This is a genomic window from Amycolatopsis sp. NPDC039088 (genome assembly GCF_055598845.1).
In genome coordinates, this window is the sequence record NZ_JBVKAE010000006.1 from 222,511 (window position 1) to 234,849 (window position 12,339).

Genomic DNA, 12,339 nt, shown 5'->3' on the forward strand with positions numbered 1-12,339 from the left:
ACGGCGTGTGCTCTCCGGCGACCTCTGCGAGAATAGGTAGCGAGATCGGGGCATCGAATGCGCTCAGACTCGCTATGAAGAGCAGGTAAAAAGTATGGCTCAGGGCAGCGTGAAGTGGTTTAACGGCGAAAAGGGCTTCGGCTTCATCGCGCAGGATGACGGCGGACCGGACGTGTTCGTGCACTACTCGGAGATCCAGGGGAACGGCTTCAAGTCCCTGGACGAAGGGCAGCGCGTGGAGTTCGAAATCGGTCAGGGCCAGAAGGGCCCGCAGGCCCAGCGCGTCGTCGCCATCTGACGTTTTTCCACCGCCGAAGGCCCTCACCCGGACAGGGTGGGGGCCTTCGGTCGTTGTAAGGGTGACCATCCCGCCGCAGGTCAGTCCTCGAGCCGCCGCGTGACGGCCGTCATCGACTGACCGTCGGCTTCGGACAGCCGCACGAGCAGTTCGTACTCGGCGAGTGAAAGTCCGTGCCGCTCCCGCAACCCGCGGTCGAGCAGGTCGACGAAACGCACCGATCCTTCGATGAACGCCCGCCAGTCGCGTTGCTGGTGCAGGAGAGAGACGCGGAGACGATCGAGAGTCCCGCGTTGTGGTTACTGGCCGACAGTGGTCACACGGGTGGGCTCCTCGGCGCGAACCGGCTCCACCTGCGGGCCGGAGAGCCGGGGACGAAGCCGCATTTCCACGAGAAATCCGCGGAAGCCTTCTACGTGTTCGACGGGTCGCTCCGCATGATGGTGGGCACCGAGCTGATCACCGTCGACAAGGGTGGTTACGTCGTGGTGCCGCCCAGCGTCCGGCACGCGTTCGCCGCGCTGCCGGAGCTCGCCGCGGACGTGCTCATCACCCTCACTCCTGGTGTCGAGCGATTCGACTACTTCCGTGCCCTGCCGGAGATCCTGCGCGGAAACCTGCCGCCGGACGAGGTCGACCGGATCCACGGACGCTACGACGTCCATTTCGTCGACGCGCCGGAATGGGACCTCGCCTCGCAAAGCCCGCCCTGAAGTTCAGTTCTCCTGGGGAAACGCGTCGAGCTGCTTTCGCAACGGCTTGACGTCGCCGGTTTCCCTGGCCACCCGGATCACCTCGCGCAGCCGCGCGAGGCGATCCGGGTGCTCACGCCAGTACGGCGCCCGCACCGTGAGGATCGCGGAGAGCAGGTCGCCGGGGTAGTACCGGCCTTCGGCCATGGGGTCGGCTTCGAGCAGGGGAAGCGCGAGGGGAACGAGCACCTCGACGCTCACCTGCTGCCCCAGCAGCACTCGCAGATCCTCTACCTCGAAGTCCCGGATCGGCTTGCGGCGCAACCGGTAGACCGTCGTCATGAGGCCGGTCGCGTCCGATGGCGGGTCGCCCCATGGCGGTTCGAGGTCGTCCAAAGTGGTCACGGGCCCGAAATTTACCCCGGCGCCACCGCCCGTCCGGTCTGCGGGGAGATCGCCCCGGCGCACAGCCCTCGCGAGGCCAGGCCCTGTGCGATCCGCGGGATCGCCGCAATGGTGTTGGCGGGCCAGTCGTGCATGAGGATGACCTGCCCGTTGGTGAGGCGGGCGTTCGCCGCGACGATCGCGTCGGTGCTCGCGTTGTTCCAGTCCTGCGAGTCGACGTCCCAGATGATCTGGGTCAGCCCGTACCGCGCCGCCACCGACCGCACGGTCGTGTTCGTCTCGCCGTAGGGCGGGCGGAACAGCTTCGGCGTGCCGCCGCCGGCGTTGGCGATGGCCTGTTGCGTTCGCGAGATCTCCGAATCGATCTGCGACTGGCTCAGCTGGGTCAGATGCGGATGCGTGTAGCTGTGGTTCGCGACCCACATCCCCGCGTTGACCTGGGCTCGGACCAGTGCCGGATTCGAGGCGGCGTTCTGCCCGACGTTGAACATCGTGGCCCGCAGGCCGTTCTGCCGGAGCGCGTCCAACAGTCGCGAGGTGGTGCTGGACGGGCCGTCGTCGAAGGTGAGTCCGACGTATCCGGAGCAGGCGGCCGGAGTGGCGCCCGGCGCGAAGGTGAGTGCGGCGACCAGCGCGGCGACGACGAACACGGCGTCACCCGCTCACGGTGATATTGGAGTTGCCGCTGCTCTGATAGCCCTCGGTCGCCATGATCATGTAGTAGCTGAAGGAGCCGAGCCGCATCCCGGCCCGCGCCCAGGCGTCGAAATGGTTGCCGGTGGTGATGGTGCCGCCGGTCCGCCTCGTCTGCCGGACGCTCCAGTACTGGTTGAAGGTCTTGGTGCCTTCGACGGACGGGGCGTTGTACCTGGTGGTCTGGTAGATGTCGTACGTCCCGCCGTCGCTGGTGACGGTGCCCTTGTAGGTCCCGGTCGGCCGGTAGCTGCCCCAGTTGTCGACGATGTAGTACTCCACCAGCGGGTTCGACGTCCAGCCGTAAAGGGTCAGGTAGCCGTTGCCGGACGGGGAGAAGCTGCCGTAATAGCTGACGTTGCGCCGCCCGCCGTTGCTCCAGCCCTTGCCCGCCACGAAGTTGCCGGTGTTGCTCCACGAGGTCCGGTAGCTGCCGCCGGAGCTCAGCGTCATCGAGACCGAACCGGGCCGGTCGGTCCAGAACGAGTAGTAATAGCCGTTGTTCGTGCCGGTCTGGTTCGTCGTGATCACCGTGTCGGCCGAGGCCGTGCCGGGCACGAACGCCGTGATCAGCGCGGCCGCGACGGCCCCGCTCAGAACCAGGCGGAACCGGGATTTCCCAAGAGATCTCATCCGTGTGCTCCCTCTTCGTCGAGGTGTGCCGAGGGGGAAAGTGTCGGTGGCGCCGAGGAAGCCGGTCAAAGACTTTCGAAGAAGTTTCGGAGCTCGGGAGAGTGTGGCCAGGCTCATCCGCGGAACCCGACGACGGTCTCTGGAGCCGCGGTCCCGGCTACCGATATCGTCAAGGGATGCTTGTGATCATTCGTGAGCACCAGTGCGGTCTGGCGCGGTGAGCCGCTCCGTTCTGGAGCCCGGGCAGGTCGGGCGGAAGGTGCGGCTGCGCGAGGTCGGCCTCCGGGACCGCCGGGTCCTGATGGGCTTCGACCGCGACATGGCCCGCGAGGCGACGCCGCTGATCGGCGGCGGGCACCGGCATTGGGCGTCGCACCGGTCGGGGTCCGCCGGTGACGACATCCACTTCGGCATCGAGACGGTCCGCGGCCGCATGCTGGTCGGCTCGGTCTGCACCATCGGCGCCGACCCCGTGACCGGCCTGTTCGGCTACGGCATCGGGATCGCCCCTCGGCACCAGCGCTGCGGATACGCCACGGACGCCATCACCGTCCTGCTGGCCCATATGTTCGAGCAGCGCGGCTTCCGCAAATGCGAGGTCAGCGTGTACGGCGGCAACCTGGCGTCGCTTTCCTTGCACGGCGGCCTCGGCTTCCGTGAGGAAGGCAGGCTGCGCGACACCGAAGTGGTGCGCGGCGAGATCAAGTACCTGGTGCGGATGGGCATCACGGCCGAGGAGTTCGCCCTGCGTCGTCCGGGCGACCTCGGTGATCTCGACCGCCGCGGCCAGCACCGGCGGCCCCGCCGCGGCAAGCACTGGCGAACGCCCGCCGCGGTCAGCGGGTGATCCCGGCCTCGTAGGCGAAGACGACGGCCTGGACGCGGTCGCGGAGCCCGAGTTTCATGAGGATGCGGCCGACGTGGGTCTTCACCGTTCCCGGCGAGAGGAACAACAGTTCCGCGATCTCGGCGTTGGACAGGCCGCGGGCCAGCTGCTGCAACACCTCGCGTTCGCGGCCGGTGAGCAAAGCGAGCCTGTCGTCCGGCGGAGGCGCGGGCAGACCGGTGACGACGCGGTCGAGCAGCCGACGGGTCACGGTGGGGGCGAGGGTGGCTTCGCCGGCGGCGACGACGCGGACGGCGGAAAGCAGGTCCGGGGCCAGCGCGTCCTTGAGCAGGAAGCCGCTGGCGCCCGCCCGGAGCGCGGCGTAGACGTACTCGTCGAGGTCGAAGGTGGTCAACACCAGCACACGCGCGCGGTGGGCCGCGGCGATCGCGGCGGTGGCCTCGACGCCGTCCATTTCGGGCATCCGGATGTCCATGAGCACGACGTCGGGGTCGAGGTCCGCCACCAGCCGCACGGCGTCCGCGCCGTCGCCCGCCTCGCCGACGACGTCGATGTCGTCGGCGTTGTCCAGGATCATCCGCAGGCCGGTGCGCACCAGCGCCTGGTCGTCGGCGATGACCACCCGGATCGTCATGACGGCAGGGCCGCGCGGACGGCGAAGCCGCGTTCCGGACGCGGTCCCGCGTCGAAGGTGCCACCCAGCACGTTCACTCGTTCCCGCATCCCTTCGAGACCATGTCCGATGCCGGGTGGTGCTTCCGGCGCGATGCCGTCATCGGTCACCTCGATCTCCAGCGTGTCGGGCTCATAGCGCAGCACGATAGTCACCGACGCGTCCGGACCGGCGTGTTTCAGCACGTTCGTCAAGGCTTCCTGCACGATCCGGTAAGCCGCCAGGTCCACTGTGGACGAAAGCGGCCGCGGTTCCCCTTCGACGCGGAAGTCGACCGGCGTGCCCGCCGCGCGGATGTCGGCGACCAGGCGCGGCAGACGTTCCGCACCCGGCCGCGGCTCCCAGTCCGGCGCGTCCTGGCCGAGCGCGCCGAGCAGCCGCCGGATCTCGCTCAACGCGGTGCGCCCGGTGCCGACGATGGCGTCCAGCGCCTCCCGCGTCCGCTCCGGCCGCCGCTCCAATTCCGCTTGGGCGCCCTGTGCCTGCAGCACCACCACCGAAAGCGCGTGCGCGACGACGTCGTGCAGTTCACGGCTGATTCGCCCGCGTTCGGCCGCCACGGCCAGCGCGGCCTGGGTGTCCCGCTCGCGTTCGAGATCGGCGGCCCGCTGTTCGAGCACCGACAGCCGGATCCGGCGCTGCCGCGTGTTCATCCCGGCCAGCCACGCCACCGAGAGCGACAAGCCCAGGCCCGCGAACCCGCCCCAATCCTGGACCTGGTCTTCGTCGCCATCGATCCGCGGCGCCAGCCGATCGATGACGATGATCCGCGGCGGCGTCGGTTCCGCTGTCCGGGTGTTCGCTTCCGAGGCATGGAACGACCACGCGCCGGCGACGAGCAGCCCCGCCGCCAGCAGAGCGAGGGAAAGCCGTCGTGACCCCCACGCCGCGACGGAGAAGAGACCGATCAACGCCACGAGATCGACCGGGCGGAGATCGTTGCCCATGGCGAGGTGAAAGAGCGAGCCCACCGAACCCGCCGTGAAGGTGATCACGGGATTGCGGTGCCGTATCAGCAAAGAAGCCAAGGCCACCAAGGAAACCACCCACCACTCGAAGCCCTCCGGTTCGTCGGCGGTGACCACAGTGGACAGTCCGATGAGCACGGTCAGCCCGCGGTCGACGGCCTTCGGGTGACTTCTGAGTACGGCCAGCACCGACCGAGCGTAACCGCGGATCGGGCGCCGCGGATCCATCTCGAGACAGAGATCGGGGTACGACCTGCGACAGACGAACGGGCAGGGAGGACGTGCTCTCCGGCCGATGCGCGAACACGGCGTCCTGGCACAGGCTGGACAGCGCAAAGTCCTCGACAGAAACGGAATCCTGATGAGAAGGCTTCTCGTCGCCTTGATCGCCCTCGCCGCCATGGTGCCGTTGGCGAGCCCGGCTTCGGCGGACACGCCGTCACTGAAGTTGCCGCCGCCGACCGGTTCGCATCCCGTCGGCTCCACCGACCTGCATCTGGTCGACGACTCGCGACGGGACCCCTGGGTACCGGCCGGGCCGCGTGAGCTGATGGTGTCGATGTTCTACCCCGCCCTGCTGCCGGTCGGTCCGCCGCGGCCGTATCTGACGCTGGCCGAAGCCAAGGCCTTCCTGACCGAATCCGGGGTCCCCGACGTCGACCCCGCGCGGGTCGCCGGGACCCGGAGCAGTGCGCGTGTCGATGCCCCGCCCTTGCCGGGGAAACGGGCGCTCGTCGTGCTGTCACCCGGTTTCGGCAAGCCGCGCACCACGCTCACCGGACTGGCGGAAGAGCTGGCGAGCAAGGGCTTCGTCGTCGCGCTGATCGGCCATAACTACGAATCACACGGCACCGCGTTCCCCGACGGTCACGTCACCGAATGCGCCGCCTGCGGATCCGACTCCACCCTGCTTCCGCCGGTCCGTTCCGCGGACGTCTCCTTCGTCCTCGACACGCTGACCACGCGTTCGTCGAAGTGGTCCTGGCTGATCGACCGGACGCGCATCGGCATGGCCGGGCATTCGATCGGCGGCTACAGCACACCGACGGCGATGGTGAACGACCAGCGGATCCGCGCCGGCGTGGACCTGGACGGCAGGCTGTGGTCGCCGATCCCCGCGTCCGGGATCGACCGGCCGTTCCTGCTGCTCGGCCGCGAAAGCGAGTACACGCCCGCCGGACCGGACACGACCTGGGCGGGCAGCTGGCCGAACCTCACCGGCTGGAAGCGCTGGATCAGCGTCGCCACGGCCGGGCACGCGTCCTTCACCGACGTCGGCGTGCTCGGTGAGCAACTCGGCCTGTCGCAGCCCGGACTGCTCGGTGGCCTGCGCGGGATGGAGCTGACCAGGACGTATGTCTCCGCGTTCTTCGACGCGAACCTGCGCGGCGGCCGTCAGCCGCTGCTGGACGGGCCGGTGGCGGGCAACCCCGAGGTCAAATTCTGGAACTAGCCCGTCACGTTCGCGGCGGCCGTTTCGTCCAGGGGGCATGACGACACAGCTCAGCAGGTTCACCGACCAGAAGACGATCCTCTTGAAGACGTTCAAGCGGGACCGGACGGCCGTCGGGACGCCGGTCAACATCGCCGTGGAAGGCGACCACGCGTTCCTGCGCACCTACGACGCGGCGTGGAAGGCCAAGCGGATGCGGAACAATCCCCGGGTCGAGATCGCTCCTTCCACCTTCCGCGGCGTTCCGACCGGAGACGCCGTGCGCGGGCACGTGCGGCTGCTCGACGGAGCCGAGGCCCGGCACGCGGCCGAATGCCTCGCCAAGAAGCACCGGCTACTGCACGGCTTCCTGGTTCCGCTCCTGCACCGGCGGAAGAAGTACAAGACGCTGCACTACGAGTTGAGACTGGATTCGTAGCATCCTTCGGGTGGCGCTGTCCGTCCATTAAGGACAGACAGCGCCACCCGATCGGTGCAACGTTTCGCCTGGCGATCGGCAGGAGCGGCCCTTACGCTTTTCCGACCGCGACCTGCGAGGTGAGACGATGCGGTCCTTCGGCTCGGCGGATCCGGTCAAGCTGGCACTCGCCGGACTCACCACGATGGCCCTTGGAATGGCGGCGGCGCTCAACGCCGACGTCCTGCCGGTGATCGGCGGCGGCACCACCTATTCGGCCGAATTCTCCGACGCGGGCGGCCTGCGCGCGGACAACGACGTCCGGGTCGCCGGGGTGAAGGTCGGGAAGGTGTCCCGAATCGACCTCGAAGGCGATCGTGTGCTCGTCTCGTTCCGGGTGAAGGACGCCTGGCTCGGCGACGCCACCGGCGCGTCCATCCAGATCAAGAACGTACTGGGGCAGAAGTACCTGGCACTCGACCCGCGAGGCGAAGCGGTCCTCGATCCGGGCGACCCGATCCCGCTGACGCGGACTACCGCGCCATACGACGTCCTCGAGGCATTTCGAGACCTGTCGAAGACCGTGGACGCCATCGACGTCGATCAGCTCGCGAAGAGCTTCGACACGATTTCAGCCACCTTCGCCGATACGCCTGCCGACGTCCGCGCAGCGCTCGACGGAATCTCGAAGCTCTCCGGCACCATCGCCTCGCGCGACCGGCAGCTCCGGACGCTGGTGGCGAACACTCGGCAGGTCTCACAGACTCTCGTCGACCGCGACGCCGAGGTCCAGCGACTGGTACAGGACGGCAACGCGCTCTTGCACGCGATCTCCACCCGGCAACAGGCGATCAAGGATCTGCTCGACGGCTCGAAACGGCTCGCGACCGCCCTCGACGGCATCATCGCCGACAACGACGGGCAACTCGGGCCGGTGCTCGAACAACTCGACCGGCTGACGTCGATGCTCCAGCGCAACCAGGACTCGCTGGCCAAGGGGATCGCCGCGTTCGCCCCGGCGATCCGGGTGCTCACCAACGTCGGGGGCAACGGGCGGTGGATCGACGGCTACCTGTGCGGGCTCGTGCTGCCCTCGTTCGGGCCGCTCAACGAGAAGGGCTGCTTCGAAAAGTGAGGCTCCGGGTGGGCGTGGGTCGAGTTGGTCGTGAGTGATTTGGGTCGTTAGAACGACCCAAATCACTCACGAGCCCCTGAACTACGGCTTCGTTCGCCGCAGCCAGTACAGCCCGATCACCGGCAGCACCAGCGGGATGAAGAGATAGCCCTGCCCGTATACCGACCACACGGTGGCGTGCGGGAAGGCTTCGCGGTCGAAGAGACTGAAGGTGCCGACGGTCAGCACGCCGATCAGTTCGATGCCGCAGGCGAGCAGGGCGATCCGCCACCAGTTCGCGCCGCGGCGGGCGAGTGCCACGGTGGCCAGGAGGTAGACGACGGCCGCGAACGCGGACAGGACGTAGGCCAGCGGGGCCTCGTGGTATTTGGTGCTGATCTGCACGGCCGCGCGTGACGTCGCCGCCAGCGCGAAGATCGCGTACACGGCGACCAGGATCCGGCCGGGGCCGGAGGCCTTGTCCTGGCCGGCCTTCTCGCTGACGTCCTTGGTCGCTTCGCCCACCGTGCTCTCCTCGGTTTCTTCAGGCACTGGCGCCCGCCCACACCTCGTGCAGCCGGAGCACCATCACCGGGATGGCGAGGCAGGCGATCCCGAGGATCGCGGTGCTCGACCGCGTGCGCTCCGCCAGTGCCCAGAACGTCCCGAGCGGGAGCACGACCAGGCAGCCGATCAGATAGGCGAGGTAGGTGGCCATGCTGCCGGGGCGGCCGCCGCCGATCAGCAGCACGACGCCGATGACGAGCTGGGCAACCAGGAGGAGTTCGACCACGCCGAGGGCGATGAGCAACGGGTTGTCCGGCAGTTTTTTTCGCACGGACTGCGTGAAACTCCACGCCGCGACCAGCGTCGCGCAGATCGCGACGGTCACCGCGAAGCCTGTGATCACGCCCGCCTCCTTACCTACTCCGCCGCCGACAACGTACCTTCGGGCGCCTTGTCACCGACGGGCGACCGGCCGCCCGCGTGGCGGGCGCCACGGGAGATCGGTGGTCCAGACCTCGGGTGAATAGATCACGAAGCATGTTCGGTTGGCGTTCTGTCAATTTGTCCGGACATTATCGTTTTAGCGCTTCGACCAGGTATTACGACGCAAGTGTCATCCTGTTACACACCGACCGGGTGGTTGGAAACCGAGTTGATCTCACCCTGGGTACCCCTACTATTCGGTAGGTTTCGAATTCACGTCCCTGATCAGCCCATACGAACCCCCGATATGGCGGATTGGCCGTTCGCTGCCGGGCGGGTGGAATATTCCCCATCGCGATGGTGCACTTGGCCCATCCGATTGGTGCCAAGGAGGGGGCGCTCGAATGGACGTCCGTTACGAAGCGTATTGCTTCGCGGATCCGCTGTTCTTCGATGAGCAACGGGAAACCGGGGACGCCGCCGACGATTACGCCGCCCTGTTGCCTGCTCCCGAATCCGAGTGGCGCTCCGGAGTGCGCGGTGTGTGGCGGATGCTGCACCCTCTTGCTCGAAACCTTCCTTCGCAGGGCTGGAAAATCCACGTGTCGGCAGGTTTGCCCAACGCCGAGCGGGTGCTCGTGAAGGTGCACGAGCATTGTATCGAGCACAATGTGTCGTACAAGCATCTGCGTTCGAGGAACACCCTGCTCGCCAGGAATTCCAAATACGCGCCGCGTGACGGCAGCGGAAAGTTGCTGACTCTTTATCCAGCTGACAACAACGAGCTCGAACGCCTTCTCGCGGACCTGTCCGTGAAGCTGGAGGGAGAACCCGGCGCGTATATTCTGAGCGATCTGCGCTATGGTGCCGGCCCGCTCTACGTCCGTTACGGCGGATTCGCCGAGCAATGGGTCGAACTCGACGGCAAGCGCGTCCTCGCGGTCCGCAAGCCGGACGGCACGCTGGTCCCGGACAAACGCGAGCCGAGCTTCTCCGTACCCGACTGGGTGACGATTCCGGAGTTCCTCGCGCCGCACCTCGCGGCTCGCAAGGGTGGCGACCCGGCGCAGTTCCCCTACCAGGTGAAGAAGCCGCTCCACTTCTCCAACGGCGGCGGCGTGTACCTCGCCGACCGGAGCGCCGACGACGAGCAGGTGGTCCTCAAGGAGGCCAGGCCGTTCGCCGGCCTCGACCGCGACGAGATCGACGCCGTCGAGCGGCTCCGTCGAGAGCACGAGGTGCTGGAACGGCTCAAGGGCATCGAGGGCATCCCCACCCCCTTCGACCGCTTCACCGTCTGGGAGCACCACTTCCTGGCGATGGAATACATGCCGGGGATCGCGCTCGGCAACTGGCTCGCCCGCAACTATCCGCTCACCAGGCGGAACACCACCGACGCCGACATCGCCGCGTTCACCGAACGCGCGTTGGCGCTGGTCGAACGCGTGGAGAAGATGGTCGAGGAGGTGCACGACCGCCGGATCGTGTTCGGCGACCTGCACTCGATGAACATCCTGGTCGACGGCGAGGACGACCAGGTCTCCCTGATCGACTTCGAAATGGCGGCCGACGTCGACAGCGGTAGCCGTCCGGCGCTCGGCGCGCCCGGCTTCCGCGCTCCGCGGGACCGCAAGGGTTTCGAGGTCGACGAGTACGCTCTCGCGGTACTGAAGCTGTGGATCTTCCTGCCGCTCACCACACTCCTCGAACTCGCCCCGGCGAAGCTGCGCGGGCTCGCGGACTTCGTCCAGCGGCGCTTCGACGTACCGGAGGGCTACGCCGACTCGATCGTCGCCGAGCTCGCGCCCCGGAACGCTTCGTCGCCGGGAACGAGTGAGACCGAACTCGACCAGGAGCAGCCGGACTGGACGCTGGTCCGCAAGCAGATCACCGAAGCGATCCTCGCCAGCGCGACCCCCGAACGCACCGATCGGCTCTTCCCCGGCGACATCGAGCAGTTCCGCGTCGGCGGAGCGTGCTTCGGCTACGGCGCGGCCGGTGTCCTCTACGCGTTGAACGCGGTCAACGGGGACCGCTACCCCGAGCACGAGAAGTGGCTGCTGGACTCGGTCCGTCGCGACCCGCCCGCGAGGCCGGGGTTCTACGACGGCTCGTACGGGATCGCCTACGTCCTCGAAGAACTCGGGTACCGCGACGAGGCGACCGAACTGCTGTCGTCGTCGGCGACGCTGGTGGAACAGACCGCCGACCACGGCCTCGAAGGCGGCCTTTCCGGAATCGGCCTGACCCAGCTGCACTTCGCGGTGAAGCGCAAGGACAACGAGTTCGGCAGGCAGGCACTCGCCACCGCCGTCCGGCTCGCCGAAGCGCTCGAAACCGCCGATCCGCCCGGCGACTTCGCCAGGTCGGGGCTGCTCAACGGCTGGTCCGGGCCTGCGCTGCTGTTCATCCGGCTGTTCGAGCGCACCCGCGAAGAGGGCTGGCTGTCCTTCGCCGACCAGGCGCTGGAACGGGACATCGAGGAGTGCGTCGAATCCGACGACGGCTCGCTGCAGGTCCGTGACGGCGAGACCAGGACCTTGCCCTACGCGGGCGTCGGCAGCGCCGGGATCCTCATGGTCGCCGAAGAGCTGGCGAAACACCGTCCGGACGCGAAGGCGCTGAAGAGCCTTCCCGGGCTACGCGAATCTTGCCGTGGCGAGTTCGTCATCCATCCCGGCCTGTTGTTCGGCCGGTGCGGGCTGATGACCGCGCTCGCGATGGGCGCCGAACCGGACCAGCGCGTCCGCGAGGCCATCGACCTGCATCTTTCCCGGCTGGCCTGGTACGCGGTGCCGTACAAGGGCGGCCTGGCGTTCCCCGGCAACCAGCTGCTGCGGCTGTCGATGGACGTAGTCACCGGCGGCGCGGGCATTCTGCTCGCCCTCGCCGCGACCCTGGACGGGGCGGCCTTGCTGCCGTTCCTGTCCTCCAAAACTGCCGGTCGTTGACGACCGGCGGACCAGGAAAACAACGAAAGGGAACACCATCATGGAACTCGTTCTGGACCTGCAGGCCATGGACGCCCCCGACGTGCTCGACGGCGGACACGGCGGCGGCAGCCACGGTGGCTCCAGCAACCTGAGCCTGCTCGCCTCCTGCGCGGACAGCACCATCAGCCTGCTGACCTGTCACTGATCACCTGAGTGATCGCTGAGGGCGCGGGAGCGGCACAGGCCAAGTGCGCCGCTCCCGCGCCCCTCATTTTGCCGTTCGGTTCATCTCGTTGGGATCAC

The 12,339-nt window shown here is 67.7% G+C and carries 16 protein-coding genes; 8 read left to right on the plus strand and 8 right to left on the minus strand.

Annotated features, from left to right (window positions below):
- The first annotated feature begins 94 nt into the window (after positions 1-94).
- A complete protein-coding gene (locus ACZ7KI_RS10440) occupies positions 95-298 on the plus strand; it encodes a cold-shock protein (RefSeq protein WP_037319102.1) in 204 nt (67 codons plus the stop codon).
- A gap of 80 nt (positions 299-378) precedes the next feature.
- On the opposite strand, the gene ACZ7KI_RS10445 is transcribed toward ACZ7KI_RS10440, so the two are convergent.
- Entirely contained in the window at positions 379-516 is a 138-nt protein-coding gene (locus ACZ7KI_RS10445) for a hypothetical protein (RefSeq protein ID WP_470272846.1), read from the minus strand.
- A gap of 36 nt (positions 517-552) precedes the next feature.
- Between ACZ7KI_RS10445 and ACZ7KI_RS10450 the strand changes: the two genes are divergently transcribed.
- Positions 553-1,011, plus strand: a complete 459-nt coding sequence (locus ACZ7KI_RS10450; protein WP_470272847.1) for a cupin domain-containing protein — start codon at positions 553-555, stop codon at positions 1,009-1,011.
- 3 nt (positions 1,012-1,014) lie between these two features.
- Here the strand turns inward: ACZ7KI_RS10450 and ACZ7KI_RS10455 are convergent, their stop codons facing one another.
- From ACZ7KI_RS10455 to ACZ7KI_RS10465, 3 genes are read right to left on the minus strand one after another with little or no spacing between them, the layout of a single operon-like run.
- Entirely contained in the window at positions 1,015-1,395 is a 381-nt protein-coding gene (locus ACZ7KI_RS10455; protein WP_470272848.1) for a contact-dependent growth inhibition system immunity protein, read from the minus strand.
- Positions 1,396-1,406: 11 nt separating this feature from the next.
- On the minus strand, positions 1,407-2,045 hold the full coding sequence (locus ACZ7KI_RS10460; RefSeq protein ID WP_470272849.1) for a polysaccharide deacetylase family protein: 639 nt from the start codon (positions 2,043-2,045) through the stop codon (positions 1,407-1,409).
- Between the two features lie 4 nt (positions 2,046-2,049).
- Positions 2,050-2,721, minus strand: coding sequence for a glycoside hydrolase family 11 protein (locus tag ACZ7KI_RS10465; protein ID WP_470272850.1), 672 nt, complete (start codon positions 2,719-2,721; stop codon positions 2,050-2,052).
- Between the two features lie 259 nt (positions 2,722-2,980).
- Here ACZ7KI_RS10465 and ACZ7KI_RS10470 point away from each other — a divergent pair, with 259 nt between their 5' ends.
- Entirely contained in the window at positions 2,981-3,568 is a 588-nt protein-coding gene (locus ACZ7KI_RS10470; protein ID WP_470272922.1) for a GNAT family N-acetyltransferase, read from the plus strand.
- Here ACZ7KI_RS10470 and ACZ7KI_RS10475 read toward each other — a convergent pair.
- Both ACZ7KI_RS10475 and ACZ7KI_RS10480 read right to left on the minus strand, forming a co-directional pair.
- Positions 3,558-4,202, minus strand: a complete 645-nt coding sequence (locus tag ACZ7KI_RS10475; RefSeq protein WP_470272851.1) for a response regulator — start codon at positions 4,200-4,202, stop codon at positions 3,558-3,560. The two genes, ACZ7KI_RS10470 and ACZ7KI_RS10475, sit on opposite strands and share 11 nt — an antisense overlap.
- Positions 4,199-5,398 carry a sensor histidine kinase gene (locus ACZ7KI_RS10480; RefSeq protein WP_470272852.1) on the minus strand — a complete coding sequence of 400 codons (1,200 nt, stop codon included), beginning with the start codon at positions 5,396-5,398 and terminating at the stop codon, positions 4,199-4,201. The genes ACZ7KI_RS10475 and ACZ7KI_RS10480 overlap by 4 nt, the downstream gene beginning before the upstream one ends.
- A gap of 172 nt (positions 5,399-5,570) precedes the next feature.
- Here ACZ7KI_RS10480 and ACZ7KI_RS10485 point away from each other — a divergent pair, with 172 nt between their 5' ends.
- From ACZ7KI_RS10485 to ACZ7KI_RS10495, 3 genes are all read left to right on the plus strand, one after another.
- Positions 5,571-6,662 (plus strand): alpha/beta hydrolase family protein, encoded by a 1,092-nt coding sequence (locus tag ACZ7KI_RS10485; protein WP_470272853.1) that lies wholly within the window; start codon positions 5,571-5,573, stop codon positions 6,660-6,662.
- Between the two features lie 37 nt (positions 6,663-6,699).
- The gene (locus ACZ7KI_RS10490) at positions 6,700-7,080 is read left to right on the plus strand and encodes a PPOX class F420-dependent oxidoreductase (protein WP_470272854.1); all 381 of its coding nucleotides are present in this window, start codon (positions 6,700-6,702) and stop codon (positions 7,078-7,080) included.
- A 127-nt stretch (positions 7,081-7,207) separates the two neighbouring features.
- On the plus strand, positions 7,208-8,194 hold the full coding sequence (locus ACZ7KI_RS10495; RefSeq protein ID WP_470272855.1) for an MCE family protein: 987 nt from the start codon (positions 7,208-7,210) through the stop codon (positions 8,192-8,194).
- 81 nt (positions 8,195-8,275) lie between these two features.
- Here the strand turns inward: ACZ7KI_RS10495 and ACZ7KI_RS10500 are convergent, their stop codons facing one another.
- A complete protein-coding gene (locus ACZ7KI_RS10500) occupies positions 8,276-8,725 on the minus strand; it encodes a hypothetical protein (protein ID WP_470272856.1) in 450 nt (149 codons plus the stop codon).
- Positions 8,718-9,083: a hypothetical protein gene (locus ACZ7KI_RS10505; RefSeq protein WP_470272857.1), complete on the minus strand. Its 366-nt coding sequence runs from the start codon at positions 9,081-9,083 to the stop codon at positions 8,718-8,720. The genes ACZ7KI_RS10500 and ACZ7KI_RS10505 overlap by 8 nt, the downstream gene beginning before the upstream one ends.
- 424 nt (positions 9,084-9,507) lie before the next feature.
- On the opposite strand from ACZ7KI_RS10505, the gene lanKC reads away from it, so the two are divergent.
- Both lanKC and ACZ7KI_RS10515 read left to right on the plus strand, forming a co-directional pair.
- Complete coding sequence (gene lanKC / locus ACZ7KI_RS10510; RefSeq protein WP_470272858.1) at positions 9,508-12,054, plus strand: class III lanthionine synthetase LanKC; 2,547 nt, start codon at positions 9,508-9,510, stop codon at positions 12,052-12,054.
- 40 nt (positions 12,055-12,094) lie between these two features.
- The gene (locus ACZ7KI_RS10515) at positions 12,095-12,241 is read left to right on the plus strand and encodes a SapB/AmfS family lanthipeptide (RefSeq protein ID WP_465370143.1); all 147 of its coding nucleotides are present in this window, start codon (positions 12,095-12,097) and stop codon (positions 12,239-12,241) included.
- The last annotated feature ends 98 nt before the right edge of the window (positions 12,242-12,339 follow it).

Bases quoted from the DNA above. Each gene is read 5' to 3' on its own strand.
- ACZ7KI_RS10495 (WP_470272855.1), top strand. From the start codon at position 7,208: ATGCGGTCCTTCGGCTCGGCGGATCCGGTCAAGCTGGCACTCGCCGGA.
- lanKC (WP_470272858.1), top strand. From the start codon at position 9,508: ATGGACGTCCGTTACGAAGCGTATTGCTTCGCGGATCCGCTGTTCTTC.
- ACZ7KI_RS10440 (WP_037319102.1), top strand. From the start codon at position 95: ATGGCTCAGGGCAGCGTGAAGTGGTTTAACGGCGAAAAGGGCTTCGGC.
- ACZ7KI_RS10515 (WP_465370143.1), top strand. From the start codon at position 12,095: ATGGAACTCGTTCTGGACCTGCAGGCCATGGACGCCCCCGACGTGCTC.
- ACZ7KI_RS10485 (WP_470272853.1), top strand. From the start codon at position 5,571: ATGAGAAGGCTTCTCGTCGCCTTGATCGCCCTCGCCGCCATGGTGCCG.
- ACZ7KI_RS10465 (WP_470272850.1), bottom strand. From the start codon at position 2,721: ATGAGATCTCTTGGGAAATCCCGGTTCCGCCTGGTTCTGAGCGGGGCC.
- ACZ7KI_RS10475 (WP_470272851.1), bottom strand. From the start codon at position 4,202: ATGACGATCCGGGTGGTCATCGCCGACGACCAGGCGCTGGTGCGCACC.
- ACZ7KI_RS10490 (WP_470272854.1), top strand. From the start codon at position 6,700: ATGACGACACAGCTCAGCAGGTTCACCGACCAGAAGACGATCCTCTTG.